Consider the following 16,487-nt stretch of genomic DNA (forward strand, 5'->3'; position numbering starts at 1 on the left):
TCACACAGGACTCGACGGCACCCGCGCGGCGCTCCTTGGAGCCCGGCGCGGTGGGGGTGCAGTCCTCACCGGAGCCCGCGAACTTGCTGGTCTTGCTGCTCTTGGCGGTCTTCGCGCTGGGCGCCGCGGACTTGGTGGTGGACGCGGCCTTCGCCGTCGCGGGCGGCTCGGCCGCCTGGCTCGTCGCGGCCGTCGTCAGGACGAGGGTCAGGGCGGACAGGACGGTCAGGACCGTCGAGCGGGCGCGTCTCCTTGTGGCGCGCCCGCCACGTATTCCGTGCACGGGGGCAGGACCTTTCCTTGAGAAGAGGGGGAGCAGGGGGCGCCGCCCGATCGCGGCGCCCCCGGGTGAGAGAGAACGGGCGGGATCAGGCGGCCAGGTCCCAGAGGTCGCTGAGGCCCTTCGTGATGCCGGAGACCAGGTCCTCGCCGGTGTCTGTGATCTTGCTGACGACGGGCTTGACGACGCCACCGCCGAGCGCCTTGTCGGCGGCGCCGACCCACTTGTAGGCGCCGAAGGAGACCAGGCTCAGACCGGTGCCCGCGGCGGACTCCCAGAAGGCGCTGCTCGTGAAGCCGTGCTCGATGCCCGTGAAGAGGGTGCCCAGGGCGCCCGCGCCCACGGAGACCTCGGCGAAGAAGCCGGCCGCGGCCAGGGCCGGCGGGAAGACGGTGGCGGCGAGGGCGCAGCCGGCCGCCAGGAACCCGGCGCCGACGCTGATCGTGTTGGCGGCGTCCGCGTAGAACTGGGCGTCGTTCCACCACTCGTCGCCGTCGCCGTCCGCGGTGCCGTTCGGGTTGACCTGGTTGTTCTTGTCGTTGTCGGCCGGGTCCTGCCTGGCCGCGCGCTGTTCCTGCGCCTTCGGCGCGGCCGCCTTGGCCTTCGCGATGTCCTCGGCCCGCTTCTTGTCGGCGGCGATCTTCTTGGCCTGGCTGTACGCGGCGGCGGCGGCCTTGGCGTCGGCGGAGGCGGACAGTTCGGCGGCGCGGGCCGCGGCGGCGGGGCGCGGGGCCGCGGCCGGGGGGGCGGGGGCCGCGCGCGCCGAGTCGACGGCCTTGTTCGCCGAGTAGTTGGCGGGGCGGGCGGCACTGCGGGCGGTGGCGGCGGCGTTCTTCGCCTTGGTGGCGGACGCCTGGGCATCGGCGGCCGACTTGTCGGCGGCGTCGGCGTTGTCCCGCGCCTGCTGGGCGTAGTCGTCCGCCTTGGCGGCGGAGTCGAGCGCCTTCTGCGCCCACTCCTGGGCCTCGGCGGCGGCCTTGCGGGCGTCGGCGGCGGCCTTCGAGGCGAGGGCCGCGTCGGCCTGCGCCTTCTGCGCGATCTTCGCGGCGGCGGCGATGGCCCCGCGGACGGCGGCGACGTGGGTGGCGGTGTCGAAGTCGAGCTGGGCCGTGCGGTACTGGACCACGGTGATGAAGTTGCGGAGCATCCACGCCGGTCCCTCGAGCGCGACCTCCGCGTACGCCTTGGTGAAGGCGCCCGCCGTGTTGATCAGCTGGTTGGCCCGGACCCGGTCGTCCTCCTGGACGGCCAGCGGGTAGTCGTGGTCGAAGAAGTAGTTGAGGGATTCGGTGGTGTTCTCGTCGAGCGCCTTGTTGCCGGCCTCGGTGACGGCCTTGCCCGCGTCATCGCCGAGGATCTTGGTGATGGCGACGCGCAGGTCCTCGTCCGAGGCACGCTTCATGCCGCTGGTGAGGAAGTCGCCGACGGCCTTGGAGTCACTGCTCTCCAGCGCGGCCGCGGCGGCCGCGGCGACCTGCGGTCCGCCGATCGTCGCCACGTGGAGGGTGGTCTCGCGGTCGTCCTGCTCCTGGGCGAGGGCCCGGTCGAGGTCGATCCAGGCGTAGACGTCGTCGTCGGAGCCGGACAGGGCGTGCTGGGCGGCCTGCCGGGTGTGGGCCCCGCGGGCGTCCATCAGGGCGACCGCGGCCTGCCGGCCCAGGGTCGCGGCGGCCGCCATGTCCCCGGAGTACAGGGCCTGTTCGGCCTGGGAGATGAGGTCCTTGGTCGCCTGGGCGGTGCGCTCCTCCATCAGCCGCTTCTCGCGGACGTCGGCGAGCTCGGCCTGCTCGATGGCGGCGAGCTGCTGGGCCTCCTCGATGGCCTGCTGCTTGTCCTGCTCCAGGGTCTGCGCCTCGGCGGCACGGGCGTTCTTCTCCACCTCGATGGCGTCACTGACGGCCTGGGTGGCGGTGTTGGCGGCCTTCACGGCCTCCGCGGCGTGGGCGGTCGACTTGTTGGCGTAGTCGACGGCCTGCCCCGCGTACTTCACGGCCTCCTCGGCGGCGTCCGCGGCCTTGTCGGCGTGGTCGGCGGCGGAGTTGGCGGCGTCGCGGGCGGTGCGGGCCGCCTTGGCGGAGGCGGCCGCCAGTGACTGGGCGGCGGAGGCGGCGTTCGTGGCGCGGTTGGCGGCGCTCGTGGCGATGGCGGCCTGGCGCTTGGCCTCGGCGGCCTCCGCCTGGGCGGCACCGGCGGAGACGGCGGCCTGGGCGGCGGCGGTCGCGGCGGCGGCCGAGTTGCGGGCGGCGGAGGCGGCGGCCAGGCCGGCGTTCGAGGACGCGTCGCCGGCGAGGGCCGCCTTTTCAGCGGCGGCGGCGGCGCTGCGGGCCTTGGCGGCGGCGTTGCGGGCGGCGACCGCGGCGTTCTTGGCGGCCGATGCCTTCCCGGCGTCCTTGGACGCGGCGATGGCGGCGTTGTAGGCGGCGGCGGCCGCGTTGCCGGCCTTCGCGGCGGCCTGGGCGGCACCCACGGCGGCCCAGGAGGCGCGGCGGGAGGCCTGCACGGCGGCGTTGGAGGCGTTGATGGCGTTGCGGGCGGCGTCGGCCGCACCCTTCGCGGCGCTCGCCGCCTTGCGGGCCGCGGCCCCCGACTTCTGGACGTCGCTCTGCGCGGCGGCGGCCTCCGCGGCGGCCTTCTCGGCGGCCTCCTTGGCCTTGGCGGCGGCGGTCTCGGCGCGGGCCCCGGCCTCGATGGCCAGGTTCGTCTCGCTCTCGGCGCGCTTGCCCTCGCGCTCGACGACGGCCACCAGTTCCTCGATGGTCGCCGACTCCTGGTCGCGGGCCCGCGCGATGTGCTGGCCGGTCTCGATGAACCACTCGACGTCGTTCGCGGTACCGCTGAGCGCGCGGTCCGCGTACTTGCGCACCTCCGGACCGCCGGACGTCAGCATGGCCGCGACCTGGACCCTCGTGTCCTCCAGCCGCGCGTCGTACTGCTTGTCGGTCAGGAAGGAGACGAGGGCCTGTTCGGTGCCGGCGTCGAGCGCGGCGTTGGCCTCGCGCACCACGGCCTTGCCGCCGGTGGAGGCGACGATGGTGGTGGCGACCTGGAAGTCCTCCCGGATGGCGGGGGCGAAGCCCTGCGCGAGGAAGCCGGCTATCGCCTCGTCGCCGCTGTCCAGGGCGGCGACGGCCTCGCGGCGCAGGCCCTTGCCCGCCCGGTCCAGCGCGCGGACGATCGCGACCCGGTTGTCCTGCACGGTCTGCTGCGGCAGCGTCTCGGCGAGGAAGGTCCGGACCTCGGTGTCGGTCCCGTACAGGGCCGTGGTGGCGGCGGCCTTGACACCCTTGCCGCCGGTCAGCCACGCGCGGACGACCTTGGCCCGCTCGGTGTCCGGCAGCGGCACCGGGTCAGCGCCTGCCGTCTCGGCGGCCGCGGCCGTGGCCGGCCGCAGGACCGAGGGGGTGGCGGCGACAGCGGTCGCGGCCGCGAGCGCGCCGAGGACGCGGCGTCTGCTCCAAAAAGCCGTCTGCATACGGGACTCGCCCTTCGAGGAGTAATGCGATGACGTGTCGGATTTCGCACTGTGCCGGGACCGGATCCATGGACCCGGCGTCCGTCACAAGGCGTGCACAGTACCAACACCTCGCAAAGTCCGGGGGAGTTCGGCTTGTGACGGTTCCAACAGCGCCAATATTGGTGCGGATTTGGCGAGTCGACATATTTTTTACGAAACCAGGACGCCTGCCCACGCGGCCCTTTCTCGCTGTGACGCAGGTCACGGCCGCCTTGCTGCCTATGTCCAGGTGTGAGCAGTTCACGGCGCTGGACGTGGGTGCGCCGCCGTGCTGGGATTCCAGGGCCGACGACGGCAACGGGGTTCGACCAGCGCGTCACAAAGACGCACCAAGGGTGTGCGAGGGGGGGATTTCATTCCGCGTGTGCGGATTCCCCTGTGCGCGACCGGTGGTTTTCGGGCGGGCGTTGGCCAGAAAATGGGGGATGCAATGAAAAAATTCGGGGCCGACGCCGGAAAGTCGCGGAGAATGCGGTTCGTGGTGCGGGTGCTCGGCGCCGCCGCCGGTGGCGCGCTGGCCTGGATCGCGGTGCTCGGCGGCGCGCAGGGCGGAGGCACAGGCACCGCGGAGGCCGCCGACACCGCCGCGCCGGCCGCGCAGGAGGCCCCCGGCTATGCCGTGGAGGACTTCGACTACCCCCAGGCCGACAAGATCCTGGCGGAGCAGAACATCGTGCTGAAGCGCGGCGACGGCCACATCACGCTCGCCGACTGCGTGACGGGGACCGGGCAGTTGGAGCTCCTGGCCCGCGACAGGGCCGACAAGATCTGCTTCGACACCGTCGGCAACGAGGGATGGCTGACCCTGGAGATCCCTGCCGTCTACTCGTTCAAGGGCAACGACTACTCCACCACGGTCGACATGACCGTGGGCGACGAGACGAAGTCCTACGAGATCGACAAGAACAGCTGGACGCCGGTGGGCGAGGCCGCCGACCCGGAGGGCCGCGACCACATGCTCGTGGAGATCCGGGTCACCAAGTAGCCAGGTTCCGGAACTTTCCGGGGCGGTGCCGGTCCACCGGTTGGCAGGTGGTCGGCGGGGTCGCGACGGCCAGGGGCACTCGGAACCGGGAGCAGGAAGCTTCGCGCCGGACTGAAGCGATGTTCCCCGCAACCGGAAGGCGTACGGATCGCCCCACAGCTTCTCGTCGTGGTTCTGACCGTAGACGTCGAGAAGCACCAGTGCCGACGACCGGCCCGTTCAGACGACCGTCTCGGAATGGACCGCCCGCAGGAGTGGACGGCCCGCAGGAGTGGACCGCCCGCAGGGGAGCCCTCCGGCCGACATCTGCGCACCGCGCCGGGAAAGACGATGACGGCCCGGCCGTCCTCCGCCAGCCGGGCCGGCCGCTCACTCCGTGTCCTTCGCCGGACGAGAGGCCGGTCGAAGTCGCCGCCTCTTGGTCGCGATGGAACCGCCGTCGACGGCCGAATGCCGGTGCGGAAGCATGCGCGGGCGCCACGGGGTACTTGTCGAGAACCTTCCCGGACGGCTGCGCGGCTGACCGAGACCGGAGGAGTGCCATGGATCCGGACGACCAGATCATGCGGGGGCCCGGTGAGCGGAGGGTCGCCGAGGCGGCGGAACGGATCGTGGCCGAGGGCCGACCACGGTTGCACCGCACCTGGACGTCCCTGGTGGCCACCTCACTGCTGGGCGGTATCGACGTCGGCGTCGGCGTCATGGCGCTGCTGTTCGTTCGCCACGAGACCGGCAGCGAACTCCTGGCCGGGCTGGCCTTCTCCGTGGGGCTCATCGCCTTGCTGCTCGGACACAGCGAACTGTTCACAGAGGGCTTCCTGGTGCCCGTCGCCACCGTCATCGCGGGCGCGGCCACCTGGCTGCACCTGGTACGGATGTGGGCGACGGTCCTGGTGATGAACCTGGTCGGCGGATGGGCGTTCATGTGGCTGGTCATGCGGGCCTACCCGGATCTGCACCGCACCGCGGCTGCCTCGGGCGCGAAGTTCGTCGACGGGGGGTACACACTGGGCACCTTCTGCCTCGCTCTGCTGGGCGGCGGCGTCATCACGCTCATGACCCGTATGCATCACGGCAGTGAATCCATGACCGGGAAGATCACCGCATCGATCACCACTGCGCTCGTGCTGGCCGGGCTCGGGCTGTGGCACTCGGTGCTGGACTCCCTCATCGCGTTCGCCGGCCTGCACACCGGCAGGACGCCCTACGGTTACCTCGACTGGCTGCGGTGGCTGGCCTGGGCGGTTCTCGGCAACATCGTCGGCGGCCTCCTGCTGACCACGACACTGCGCCTCATTCGCAGTGCCCCCCTGATGACCGGCGACAACGCGCAATCCGGTTCGTGACACCCGCGAAGCCGGCGAGATCACCGGGCCTGCCGGCGGGGTGCCCGGTAGCGGTGCCCGCCGATACCGGATCTGCGGGCGACAGCGCAGCCGAGGCGGGGCGCGATCACCTTCCTCGTCGTGACGCAATGCTGCCGATGCCCAGGGCGTCCCGCACGCGGTCGTAGACGCTCAGTGGTACGCCGAGCGGGGCGTTCCCGGGAGGGCGCCGGGGGACGACGGGGTGCGGATGCGTCGGGGCGGTCTGACGTACCGCCGCCCAGGTGGTGCCGAGTGTGCGCAGTCGGGCGGTGTCCGTCGCGTCCTGCAACCGGGGGAGGAGGAGGTCTTCCTCGTCCCTGATGTCCTGCCGTATCAGCGCGAAGGCCCGCCGCACCTTGTCTTCCCGCCCGGCGTCGCCCGCGGGGAGGCGTTCGACGTCCGCGACGAGATCGTTGATCTGCTGGTGTTCTTGCTCGACCCGGGCCGTCAGTTCCTCGCCGTCCGGGACCGAGGCCCGTACGGCGGGCCACAGCACCGTCTCCTCCGCGAACGCGTGGCTGAAAACCAGCTGCACGATCTGCTTCAGCACGCGTTCCCGCCGCTGAAGGTCGTCCAGGGTGAGGTACTGATCGATCAATTCGTCCATCTCCCGGTGTTCGCGGCGTTGCCGCACCAGAATGCTGCTGCTTCCCCCGAGCTCCTCGACGGTCTGGTCCTTGATGGTCTTCGACATGGCCGCTCCCGTGCGCGTGTCGGAGACGGGCCGCGACGCTTGCCGGCGCCACCCCGATCCCCACGCCCGCCGGGTACCCGGAGGCGGCCCGGCACAACGCGCGACGACGTCCCGCGCCGGCCTTGCGCGGGCAGGGGAACCGTCCGACCGTGCCCGGCGGTCAGGGCCGTTGCCCGGCGCGCGGAACACCGTCGCTGAAGACGAGGGCGAAAGCCCGTCCCGCCTGGTGGAACCGTCGTCTCGCGGCGCCGGGACGGTCCGGAACCGAACCGTGCGCCCGGCACCCGGACTGATCGAGGCCCCGAGGTGACGGCCCACTGCCGGCGAAAGCCCGCACGCACCCGCAGCACTGAGCTGGGTTGCGGTTCTTCGTCGAGCCGTGCCCGGGCACCCGACAGATAGGGCAACGGACTGGGGGTACTCGCCCCGCACACGCGCTCAGCGACCCCTGTGGTGCGTGACCACCCGTACGACTCCCGCTTCTCCAGGATGTGACCGCACATGAGTGCCGCTGGGAAATCGCTCACGGTGGCTGCCGCGGGGCTGGCCGCCGGGGCCGCTGTCGCCGTACGGCGAGCGAAGGCACGCCCGTCCGGCACAGCCGCCGGGGACCGCTGGCTGACGGTGACGATCAACTGTGCGCCACACGATGTGCAGGCCGACCGGCTGCCCGCGCCGCTGCAGGAGTACGGCGACCGCATCGAGACGCGCATCCGCCCGGCGCCCGGAGACCGGGGCACGGAGCTGGGGGTGCGCCTGAGGGAAGGCCAGCCGGGCGCCGCTTACTCGGTGCCGGCGCGGCTGGCCGGCGCCGACCCGCGCCAGGATCTGCGCCGTGCCCTGCGCGAGGCCAAGGCGCTGCTGGAGGCGGGAGAAGTCCTTCGGCCCGATGCGCCGCCGACCACACACGACACGCCGGGCGGAAAACTGGTGGGCCTGCTCAGCCGCCGCGCCGGTGGGGAGGGAGTGCTGTGAAGGCCCTGTGCTGGGAAGGCGTCAACAAGCTGTCCGTCGAGCAGGTACCCGATCCGGTCCTGCGCAACGACCAGGACGTGATCGTACGGCTGATCGCGGGCACGACCTGCGGCTCGGATCTCCATCTCATCGGCGGCTACATCCCGTTCATGCGTGCCGGGGACGTCATCGGGCACGAGTTCCTCGGCGAGGTCGTCGAGGTGGGCTCAGCGGTACGCCGGCACACGGTGGGAGACCGGGTGGTGGTGTGCTCCTTCGTCGGATGCGGCCGCTGCTGGTACTGCACCCACGACCTGTGGTCCCTGTGCGACAACACCAACACCAACCCCGGCATCGGTCAGGCCCTGTTCGGCGCCGACACCGGCGGCATCTTCGGTTACTCCCACGCCATGGGGGGCTTGCGCGGCAGCCACGCCGAGTACGTACGCGTCCCCTTCGCGGACTACGGGGCCTTCCCCGTCCCGGAGGGCGTCGACGACACCAGCGCCCTGTTCGTGTCGGACTCGGTGCCCACGGGCTGGATGGGCGCCGACCTGGCAGGGGTGAAGCCCGGTGACGTGGTCGCCGTGTGGGGCTGCGGGGCCGTCGGCCAGATGGCGGCGCGCGCCGCGATCCTGCTGGGTGCGGAACGTGTGATCTCCATCGACCGGATCCCCGAACGTCTGGAGATGACCGAGCGGCACATCGGCAGCGAGGTCATCGACTACACGAGCACCGACGTCGGGGCGGAACTGCGCGAGCGTACCGGCGGACGCGGCCCGGATGTATGCATCGAGGCCGTGGGCATGGAGGCCCACAGCGACAGCCCCGTCCATCTCTACGACCAGGTCAAGCAGCAGCTGCGGCTCCAGACCGACCGTCCCACCGCCGTACGGCAGGCCATTCACGCCTGCCGTAAAGGCGGCACGGTCTTCGTCCTGGGCGTGTTCGGCGGCGCGGTCGACAAGTTCCCCCTCGGCGCGGTGATCAACAAGGGCCTGACCGTGCGAGGCGCCCAGCAGCACGGTCAGCGCTACATCCCGATGCTGCTGGACCGGCTGGCGGCCGGCGAGCTGCGCACGGCCCACCTGGCGACCCACACCGTGCCCCTGAACGAGGCGCCGCGGGCCTACGCGATGTTCAAGGAGAAGACGGACGGCTGCGTGCGCGCGGTGATCCGGCCCGGCGACTGACCGTGGCCCACCGCAGGCGGCCCCTGACCTGTTTGCCGTCTGCGCAGGCGGGGACCCGGCCGACCCTGAGCACTACGCCACGCCGCCGCTCCCGGATGCGGCAGAGCCGCCTCCTGTGGCTGCTGGACCGCCTGGAGCGGGAGCCCAGGGCCGACGCGGTCATCGACGCGGTCCGCAAGGGGGTGCGGGCCCTGCCGCTCGGTGACCGGCGGGACCTCCTGCACGGCAGGTGGCTGGGGCATCCGGTGCATCCCCTGATGGTGCAGGTGCCGATCGGCAGCTGGTTGTCGGCGGCGGTCCTCGACCTGTACCCCGGCCGCTCCCGCGAGGCGGGCCTGCTGGTCGGCGTCGGCCTCCCCTCGGCCGGGCCCGCGGCTCTGGCGGGCTGGGTCGACTGGGCGGAGCTGCACCGCCGGCAGCAGCGTGTCGGACTGGTGCACGCCCTCGCGAACTCGGCGGCTGTCGGCCTGTACGCCGCCTCGCTCACCTGCCGCGTCCGGGGACGGCACGCGACAGGCCGGGCCTACGGCTTCCTGGGACTGACGGCGGTCGCACTCGGCGGCATGCTGGGCGGCCACCTGGCCTACCGCCAGGCGTCCGGCGCCAACCACGCCGAAGAGGTCCCGCACGTCGTCACCCAGGGCTGGCACCGGATCGGACCCGTGGCGGACTTCCCGGCCGGCCGGCCGGTGCGGCGCAGCGTGGACGACGTCCCGGTCCTGGTCGTGCGGGAAGCCGGAGGGGCGATCCACGCTCTGGCCGAGCGGTGCAGCCACCTCGCAGGGCCGCTCTCCGAGGGCGCGGTCAGTGACGGATGCGTCCAGTGCCCGTGGCACGGCAGTGTCTTCCGGCTCTCGGACGGCTGGAACGTCCGCGGCCCGGCCACCGCACCCCAGCCTTCCTTCGAGACGCGGATCGCCGACGGTCACGTCGAGATCCGCCTGCGCCAACGGGACGGGGACCGGCAGACGCACGACGGGGTCGAAGCGCGACAGCGACGCAGGGAACCGGAAGTCCATGGACGCGACAGCTGACGGCCGCCTCGCCCGACGTCTGCGCGGGCTGCTGCGGCGGGCCGGGAGGCGGTACGCGGCAGGGCACGACCGGCCGCTGGCCGGCTACCTGGCAGCGATGGCGGGCTTCGCCACCTACACGACGGCCTGGGCCACCGCCGTACGGCTCCGCGGCCGACCGCTGCCCGAGCGGCCGGAGCCGTGGGACGTGGTCCTGACCTCGGTCGCCACGTTCCGGCTCAGCCGGCTGCTGACCAAGGCATCGGTCACCAGCCCGCTGCGCGCCCCGTTCACCACGTACGTCGCCCCGCAGGGGCCGGCCGAACTGCACGAGGAAGCCCAGCCCGAGGATGCCAAGCACACCGTGGGGGAACTGGCCACCTGCCCCTTCTGCATGAGCGTCTGGGTGGCCTCGACCCTGACCGCCGGCCAGCTTCTGTGGCCGCGTGCGACACGCACCGCCATGGGCGCCCTGGCCGCTCTCGCCGGCGCGGACACGCTGCAACTGGCCTACGGTGCGCTGATCGAGAAGACGACCGGCGAGTGACCCGGCGGCGGACCGCGGTCACCCCCGGGTCAGCAAAAGGTCAGCATCAGGCCGGACGGTGTCCGGCTTGCTGACCTGCACCCGCGGCAAGGGCCTCCTGCGCCACCCCTCGCCCTGCTCGGAAGACTTGATCCGTGGCTCGACAGCTCGCTCGTCCACGAGCTTCACTGGGTGTCTCCTTCCGGCTGGCGTCCGAGGTAGTAGCCCAGGCGCATCTCGTAGTCGCCTGCCTGATTGCGTCCTGCGGCGAGCGCGGCCGGAAGCCTGCGCTGGGAGCCCGGCCAGTTGAATGAGTGCAGGTAGAGGTCGTAGGAGGACTGCAGGTCCTCCGCGGACGGCAGGGTGTACCGGTTGACCTGCTGCTTGACCGCGGCGATCGATTCCTTGTCGAAGGAGGCGATCCGGCGTGCGAGGGTGTCGACCAGCACGTCGAGTTCGCCGTCGGGGACCGTGCGGTTGACCCAGCCGTACCGCTCGGCCAGCTCAGCCGGGTAGTCGTCGCTGGACAGGGCCACCTCCAGCGCGCGGGCACGACCGAGCAGCAGGGGCAGGTGCTCCAGTCCGCCGCCGCCGGGCAGGTTGCCGTTGGCGGTCTCGGGCTGGCCGAACAGCGCCCGCTCACTGGCGAAACGCATGTCCATTGCCTGGATCAGCTCGCTGCCCACACCCCTGGCCCGGCCCCGGACCTTGGCGATCGACACGACCGGCAGACGTGACAGGCGCGTGCTGGCGTCGATCAGGAGTGGGCGGCCGGTGGCGCCCAGTTCCTTGGGGGTCTCGGCGACCCGGGAGGTGTCGTAGTGGTTCAGGAAGTACTCGGAGTTCGCCGACTCGAACACGGCCACGCGCAGCTCCGAAGCAGCCTCCATCTGGTCGACCAGTTTCGGAAGCTCGGTGAGCATCTCCGGGGACACCAGGTTGATCGGCGGGCTGTCGAAGGTGATCCTCCACAGCCGCCCGGTCTCGGCGGTCACGGAGAAATGGGTCCATTCCTTCATGGATTGGTCTCCTTGGCTTGCGCTTGCGTCCCCCGAGAAGCAGGTCACGAGAAGCAGGTCATACGACGGAGCCGAGGCTTTCCGGCCGTATTGTCGCATTTACCGCTCGATGGCGCCGGTATCCCGCGTCTCACCTCGGACTCTCGCCTGGTAAGCCAGGTTCCTGCCTCGGCCTGGACGGCGGCCACCGAGTCAGACGGTGAGGTTCGTGACGGCGCCTGGGTCGCCGAACTCGACGGCGACGTCTTCAAGGGTTGGCCGAAGGGAATGCGCCTGATCGACCGCAAGATGAGGACCGTTGCCGGGCCGCCGGGCTGGGCGAGGGCACCGTCTTCGCGACCAGCCGGAGCTGGGCGCCCGCATGATCGGCCGGTTCCTGGACGCCGGGCACCGCGTGGGCTGGGTCGCTGGCGACGAGGTCTGACGGCGGCAACCCCAAGCTGCGGGCCGCGCCGGAAAAACGCCAGGTCGGTTACGTGCTCGCGGTCGCCTGCTCAGCCGAAGTCACCACCCGTGCGGGGAAGTTCCGCGCGGACGGTCCACTCGCCGTCTCGATCCGGCGACGCGGCCCAGGGTAGTCAGGGGCATGGGGGCGGGTGACCAGCAGCGGTAGTAGGCGAGTTCACCGGTTCTGCGGTTGCGGCGGGATCAGCAGCCGATGGCTGCCGGCCCGGGATTCGGACAGGTCGATGACGGCCCAGTCGCAGAAGCGGTGCCCCTTGGCGCCGGCCCCTGCCGACAGCTTCTGCCAGGCCCGCCTGGGCACCTTGGCGGCCAGGCAGAGACCTTCCAGGCCGCAAAGGGTCTGGCCGGACTGGACGAGCACCGACTCCGCCGCTTCACCTCCCAGCTCCGCTGGGTCACCCTGGCCATGCTCGCCCACGCCTTCCTCGCCGTCGTCCGCGCCCACGAACACACCGGCCCTCCCGCCCCGGACGAACTGATCCCGCTCACCTGCAACGAAATCCAGCGACTGTTCACAACGCTGGTCGTCCAACCCGTGCACGACGCAGCCCACCGGCCCCGCTGGTCAGACTGGCGACGCCGCCACCAGGTCCGAGCCCAGGCCAGCCATGACCGTCGACAAGCCGCGAACCAGACATGAAGATCACGGCCCACGGCTGGAGCACTAGCGGCGTGCAGCGCCACCGTAGAACTCGGCGAGAGCGTAGAAAGCTTCCTTCGGCTCCCAGAGCATGCCGGGATAGGCACGGGCGGACTCCCCGTCCGACGTCGTACCGTCCAGCATCTTCACGATGCCGTACGAGCCGAGATCCAGATCCGTGCGCGGGTCGGCCCGGTGCGGCAGTTCGAAGCCGGCGAAGCTGAACCAGAAGGCGGTGTCGATGCCCTCCTCCTGGAACAGCGGAAGGAGATCGCGCATGTACCGGACCTGCTCGCCTTCGTCACGCACCGTGCCCGCCCGGACGAGCCCGTCCGCCTCGATCACGGTCCATCCACCGGCACCGAGGTCGGCGGCGCCCCGGTAGGTGCAGCAACCCGCCTCGGTGACCGCGACCGGCTTTCCATGGGCGAAGTACTGCCGGATCTGATCACGGTAGTTGGCCGCGTTCCGGCTGTTGCGATACGCATCCACACCGACGATGTCGAACGGCGTCCAGTCGATGTGCTCGATGGGAATGGACGCGTACGAGACCTGGCCACCAAATCGCGGCCGGACGGCCTCGACCACCTCCCCGAGAAAGGTATTGACCTTGCCGGGAATCTCCTTCAGCGCGGCCTCCCGCTCCATCGCCGGCGCACGAAGGGCGTGCATGCGGTCGTTGAAGGTCTCCCCGGGAAGGTAGCCGACGGCGAACAGACTGATCTCGCAACCGGTGACCAACACGACCTCGGCCCCGGCGCGGCGCAGCGCCTCGGCCCGGTCGGCGCAATCGACGAAGTAAGGCAGCATCTCCTCGTTCGTCATCTCGCAGGGGAACGGCGAGAACCACACCTCCAAACCGGCCGCGGCCGCATGCCCGGCCGCCGTGCTCAGCCGCTCGGGATCACCGCCGGTGATGCGCACCGTGTTACACCCCAGATCGTGCGAGATGACGCGCATGTCGCGCGCCACAAGGCCGGAATCGAATGTCTTACGGGTCGTGTCCCCACTCGGGAACGTCCCCGTGTCGTACTGCACGCCCTTGCCCCGCATCGCGACTCCTCCGCCAATTCATGGGCCCGCTGATGCCGCAGGCCGTCACCCCGACTCTGGTCCCTCCAGCGGCTGGAAGGTCAAGGCAAGGCTGGTGCGCAGGGAGTCCGCGCCTCGACCACCGCCCGGTTGAGACGGGTGCCTGGGGAGAAACAACAGGCAGCCCAACAACCATGAAGATCACGATCTACGGCTGGCGCCCTAAGGCTGGTCCAAGTCTGATCGCGGCTTCGGCTCGCGCTCTGTTCTGGCTGAATCTCGAATGTCCTGACACCCGACCTGTGCCACCGCCAAGAGCGCGAATCGCCGGTTTGGCCAACCGGCGATTCGCTGCTGCGTTCCCGTGCCCGCTCAGCGCTCGGAATCTCGTCCAGGCCGCTCGAGTGACGGTCATCACGGATGCCCCTGCGAGGGTGCTGCGTAGGCTTGTGCCGTCGTCGCGGTGGGGGACGGGAAGGCGCGCGAAATCCTCACCCCCATCACCTGACGCTGCGTCAGGAAGTCGGCAAGCGGTCAGCGTGAGTCCTGAAAAACCTGGGGAAAGCTGCCCGGACGTGCGACTCGTTGTAGGGTGTGAAAACAGCCCTTGACCTGCAAGAATGCAGGCAGGGAGCCTACTTGTGGGAGTGCCCCAAATGTTGCGTACTATGTTCAAGTCCAAGATCCACCGAGCCACCGTCACCCAAGCCGACCTGCACTACGTGGGATCGGTGACCATCGACGCCGATCTGCTCGACGCGGCCGACCTGCTCCCCGGCGAGCTGGTGCACATCGTCGACATCACCAACGGGGCCCGGCTGGAGACATACGTCATCGAGGGGGAGCGCGGCTCCGGTGTCGTAGGGATCAACGGAGCGGCGGCACACCTCGTGCACCCCGGTGACCTGGTGATCATCATCAGCTACGCTCAGGTCACCGACGCCGAGGCGCGGCAGCTGCGGCCCAGGGTCGTGCACGTCGACGCGGACAACCGGATCGTCGCCCTCGGCGCCGACCCGTCCGCGCCGGTGCCGGGCTCGGAGCAGGCGCGCAGCCCGCACTCCGTGCCGGCCTGAGCGCCGCCGGCCCCACGGCGGTCCCGACCCCCCAGGAGCGTGGCCATGAGCGACATCGAGATCCGCGACGACCGAGCGGCCGGCCGCCTGGAGGCGGTCGACGGCGGCGAGGTCGTCGGGCGCATCGAGTACTTCGAACTGTCCTCGCCGCGGCGCGCCCTGGTCCCGGTCCACACGATCGTGGAACCGGACCACGAGGGCCAGGGCATCGCCGGAGCCCTGGCCCGCGAGCTGTACGTCACGGCGGCACGTGAGGGCGTCGCCGTGGCGCCGTTGTGCCCGTACGTCGTGAAGTGGGCCGAACGCCACCGCGACGAGGCGCCCACCGCCGATCCCGAGCTGCTGGGCGCCGCGCACGAGTGGCTCGCCGCGCACCCGGGCCGGTTCTGAGCCGAGCGGAACGCACCCGGCCGTGCTGGCCCTCCTGCACACCTCACCGGTCCACGTCCCCGTCTTCGACGCCCTGCGCGACGAGGACCATCCCGGGCTGCGCCTGCGGCACTTCGTCGACGCGACGCTGCTGAGCACCGCCCGGCGCGAAGGCCCGCGGGCGGTGACGGGCGAGGTGGAGACGCTCCTGCGCCGCGCCGTCGCCGAGGGCGCCCGCGCGGTGCTGTGCACCTGCTCGACCATCGGTGCCGTCGCCGAGACGGCCGGCGCCGCCGCGACCGGGCCGGGGGTGCCGGTGCTGCGGGTCGACCGCCCGATGGCGGCCGCCGCCGTGGCGGCCGGACCCCGGGTCGTCGTCCTCGCCGCCCTGGAGAGCACCCTCGCTCCGACCACGGCGCTCGTCGAGGACGAGGCCCGCCGCGCCGGGCGCCCCGTCACCGTGCGCGGCGTGCTCGCCGACGCTGCCTGGCCGCGCTTCGAGGCGGGCGACGACGACGGCTACGTCCGCCGGGTCGCGGCCGCCGCCGACCGGGTCGTGGACGCCGACGCGATCGTCCTCGCCCAGGCCTCCATGGCTCCGGCAGAACGCCTGACGACGACCCCGGTCCCCGTCCTCGCCAGCCCGCGCCCCGGCCTGGCGGCCGCGGCGCGGGCGGTGCGCCCGGAGCGGGCGGCGCGGGAGGAGCGGGCGGCGGAGGCGTGGCCTTGCTCGTCGCGGCGTCGGCGATGTCACCGGCGTGCGGCGGCAGCGGCCGCCCGGGAGCGCCCGGCGGCGCGGGCGGAGGCGGCGTGCTCCCCTGGGGCGCGCCGGGGGCGCCCGGTCCAGCGGGCGCGCCAGGTGCGGCGGGCGCCCCGGCCTCGTCCACCGCCGGTGCCAGTGCCGTGGGCGGAAGCTGACTGCCGCCCGCCATCAGCGCCGTCTTGGCGTCCGGGGCGGCGGCCGGCGGCGGGGCCGCGTCGCCGTCGGCGCCGCTCAACGGCGGCGCGAACACGGTCGCGGGCAACGGCACGGAACGGTCGTCCCCGGCATCGGCGTTGGTGTCCGTCCCGGCCCACGGGGTCGCCCCGGCGGGCGCACCGGGCCCACTGGACGTACTCGGCGAACCGGGCGCACCGGACGCGTCCGTCGGCGCCCCGGCCTGCGTCCGCGGCAGCGCACCGCTTCTCGCACCCGGCACCGAAGCAGCCGCCGCGGCAGCCGCAGCCCCCGACCCCGCACCATCACCGGAACCAGAGCCGGCACCGGTACCAACACCCGCACCGGCGCCCGGCCCGGACCCAGAACCGGCACCAGCACCGGCACCAGCACCACCGCCGGCCCCAGCCCCAGCACCGGACC

Annotated in this window: 12 protein-coding genes and 4 pseudogenes; 11 read left to right on the forward strand and 5 right to left on the reverse strand. The window is 71.9% G+C overall.

Annotated elements, in window-relative coordinates; genetic code table 11:
- Together GV126_RS34815 and GV126_RS34820 are read right to left on the reverse strand one after the other, a co-directional pair.
- Positions 1–283, reverse strand: a pseudogene (locus tag GV126_RS34815) (DNA/RNA non-specific endonuclease); the annotation flags it as partial.
- 85 nt (positions 284–368) lie between these two features.
- Positions 369–3,752, reverse strand: coding sequence for an ALF repeat-containing protein (locus tag GV126_RS34820; RefSeq protein ID WP_201299990.1), 3,384 nt, complete (start codon positions 3,750–3,752; stop codon positions 369–371).
- 511 nt (positions 3,753–4,263) lie between these two features.
- On the opposite strand from GV126_RS34820, the gene GV126_RS34825 reads away from it, so the two are divergent.
- Positions 4,264–4,779: a hypothetical protein gene (locus tag GV126_RS34825; protein WP_185947608.1), complete on the forward strand. Its 516-nt coding sequence runs from the start codon at positions 4,264–4,266 to the stop codon at positions 4,777–4,779.
- A 542-nt stretch (positions 4,780–5,321) separates the two neighbouring features.
- The gene (locus GV126_RS34830) at positions 5,322–6,125 is read left to right on the forward strand and encodes a formate/nitrite transporter family protein (protein WP_159675347.1); all 804 of its coding nucleotides are present in this window, start codon (positions 5,322–5,324) and stop codon (positions 6,123–6,125) included.
- Positions 6,126–6,231: 106 nt separating this feature from the next.
- Here GV126_RS34830 and GV126_RS34835 read toward each other — a convergent pair whose 3' ends face one another.
- The gene (locus tag GV126_RS34835) at positions 6,232–6,840 is read right to left on the reverse strand and encodes a hemerythrin domain-containing protein (RefSeq protein WP_159675349.1); all 609 of its coding nucleotides are present in this window, start codon (positions 6,838–6,840) and stop codon (positions 6,232–6,234) included.
- Positions 6,841–7,341: 501 nt separating this feature from the next.
- Here GV126_RS34835 and GV126_RS34840 point away from each other — a divergent pair.
- The 4 genes from GV126_RS34840 (at position 7,342) to GV126_RS34855 (ending at position 10,547) form a co-directional block, all read left to right on the forward strand.
- Entirely contained in the window at positions 7,342–7,815 is a 474-nt protein-coding gene (locus GV126_RS34840) for a hypothetical protein (protein ID WP_159675351.1), read from the forward strand.
- Positions 7,812–8,987: a zinc-dependent alcohol dehydrogenase gene (locus GV126_RS34845; protein ID WP_159675353.1), complete on the forward strand. Its 1,176-nt coding sequence runs from the start codon at positions 7,812–7,814 to the stop codon at positions 8,985–8,987. Before GV126_RS34840 ends, GV126_RS34845 begins: the two co-directional genes overlap by 4 nt.
- Before the next feature lie 95 nt (positions 8,988–9,082).
- A complete protein-coding gene (locus GV126_RS34850; RefSeq protein ID WP_236570384.1) occupies positions 9,083–10,021 on the forward strand; it encodes a Rieske (2Fe-2S) protein in 939 nt (312 codons plus the stop codon).
- Entirely contained in the window at positions 10,005–10,547 is a 543-nt protein-coding gene (locus GV126_RS34855; RefSeq protein ID WP_159675355.1) for a DUF1360 domain-containing protein, read from the forward strand. The genes GV126_RS34850 and GV126_RS34855 overlap by 17 nt, the downstream gene beginning before the upstream one ends.
- 164 nt (positions 10,548–10,711) lie before the next feature.
- Here the strand turns inward: GV126_RS34855 and GV126_RS34860 are convergent, their stop codons facing one another.
- Positions 10,712–11,545 carry an enoyl-CoA hydratase/isomerase family protein gene (locus tag GV126_RS34860; RefSeq protein WP_159675357.1) on the reverse strand — a complete coding sequence of 278 codons (834 nt, stop codon included), beginning with the start codon at positions 11,543–11,545 and terminating at the stop codon, positions 10,712–10,714.
- 150 nt (positions 11,546–11,695) lie between these two features.
- Here GV126_RS34860 and GV126_RS36025 point away from each other — a divergent pair.
- Positions 11,696–11,851: pseudogene (locus GV126_RS36025) on the forward strand (IS1380 family transposase); the annotation flags it as partial.
- Positions 11,833–12,650: pseudogene (locus tag GV126_RS37830) on the forward strand (transposase family protein); the annotation flags it as partial. The pseudogenes GV126_RS36025 and GV126_RS37830, both read left to right, overlap by 19 nt.
- Before the next feature lie 24 nt (positions 12,651–12,674).
- Here GV126_RS37830 and GV126_RS34880 read toward each other — a convergent pair.
- Positions 12,675–13,703 (reverse strand): glycoside hydrolase family 113 protein, encoded by a 1,029-nt coding sequence (locus tag GV126_RS34880; protein ID WP_159675359.1) that lies wholly within the window; start codon positions 13,701–13,703, stop codon positions 12,675–12,677.
- Positions 13,704–14,338: 635 nt separating this feature from the next.
- On the opposite strand from GV126_RS34880, the gene panD reads away from it, so the two are divergent.
- The 3 genes and pseudogenes from panD to GV126_RS34895 form a co-directional block, all read left to right on the forward strand.
- Positions 14,339–14,758 carry an aspartate 1-decarboxylase gene (panD, locus tag GV126_RS34885; RefSeq protein ID WP_159675361.1) on the forward strand — a complete coding sequence of 140 codons (420 nt, stop codon included), beginning with the start codon at positions 14,339–14,341 and terminating at the stop codon, positions 14,756–14,758.
- Positions 14,759–14,803: 45 nt separating this feature from the next.
- Positions 14,804–15,148, forward strand: coding sequence for a GNAT family N-acetyltransferase (locus GV126_RS34890; RefSeq protein ID WP_159675363.1), 345 nt, complete (start codon positions 14,804–14,806; stop codon positions 15,146–15,148).
- Positions 15,149–15,170: 22 nt separating this feature from the next.
- Positions 15,171–15,809, forward strand: a pseudogene (locus GV126_RS34895) (arylsulfatase); the annotation flags it as partial.
- Between the last annotated feature and the right edge of the window lie 678 nt (positions 15,810–16,487).

Source organism: Streptomyces mexicanus (assembly GCF_902506575.1).
GTDB lineage: Bacteria > Actinomycetota > Actinomycetes > Streptomycetales > Streptomycetaceae > Streptomyces > Streptomyces mexicanus.

What these genes read in the sequence shown, in the direction of transcription:
- GV126_RS34840 (WP_159675351.1), top strand. Translation starts at nt 7,342, where the DNA reads ATGAGTGCCGCTGGGAAATCGCTCACGGTGGCTGCCGCGGGGCTGGCC.
- GV126_RS34835 (WP_159675349.1), bottom strand. Translation starts at nt 6,840, where the DNA reads ATGTCGAAGACCATCAAGGACCAGACCGTCGAGGAGCTCGGGGGAAGC.
- GV126_RS34830 (WP_159675347.1), top strand. Translation starts at nt 5,322, where the DNA reads ATGGATCCGGACGACCAGATCATGCGGGGGCCCGGTGAGCGGAGGGTC.
- GV126_RS34820 (WP_201299990.1), bottom strand. Translation starts at nt 3,752, where the DNA reads ATGCAGACGGCTTTTTGGAGCAGACGCCGCGTCCTCGGCGCGCTCGCG.
- GV126_RS34825 (WP_185947608.1), top strand. Translation starts at nt 4,264, where the DNA reads ATGCGGTTCGTGGTGCGGGTGCTCGGCGCCGCCGCCGGTGGCGCGCTG.
- GV126_RS34880 (WP_159675359.1), bottom strand. Translation starts at nt 13,703, where the DNA reads ATGCGGGGCAAGGGCGTGCAGTACGACACGGGGACGTTCCCGAGTGGG.
- GV126_RS34855 (WP_159675355.1), top strand. Translation starts at nt 10,005, where the DNA reads ATGGACGCGACAGCTGACGGCCGCCTCGCCCGACGTCTGCGCGGGCTG.
- GV126_RS34850 (WP_236570384.1), top strand. Translation starts at nt 9,083, where the DNA reads ATGCGGCAGAGCCGCCTCCTGTGGCTGCTGGACCGCCTGGAGCGGGAG.
- GV126_RS34890 (WP_159675363.1), top strand. Translation starts at nt 14,804, where the DNA reads ATGAGCGACATCGAGATCCGCGACGACCGAGCGGCCGGCCGCCTGGAG.
- GV126_RS34860 (WP_159675357.1), bottom strand. Translation starts at nt 11,545, where the DNA reads ATGAAGGAATGGACCCATTTCTCCGTGACCGCCGAGACCGGGCGGCTG.
- panD (WP_159675361.1), top strand. Translation starts at nt 14,339, where the DNA reads ATGTTGCGTACTATGTTCAAGTCCAAGATCCACCGAGCCACCGTCACC.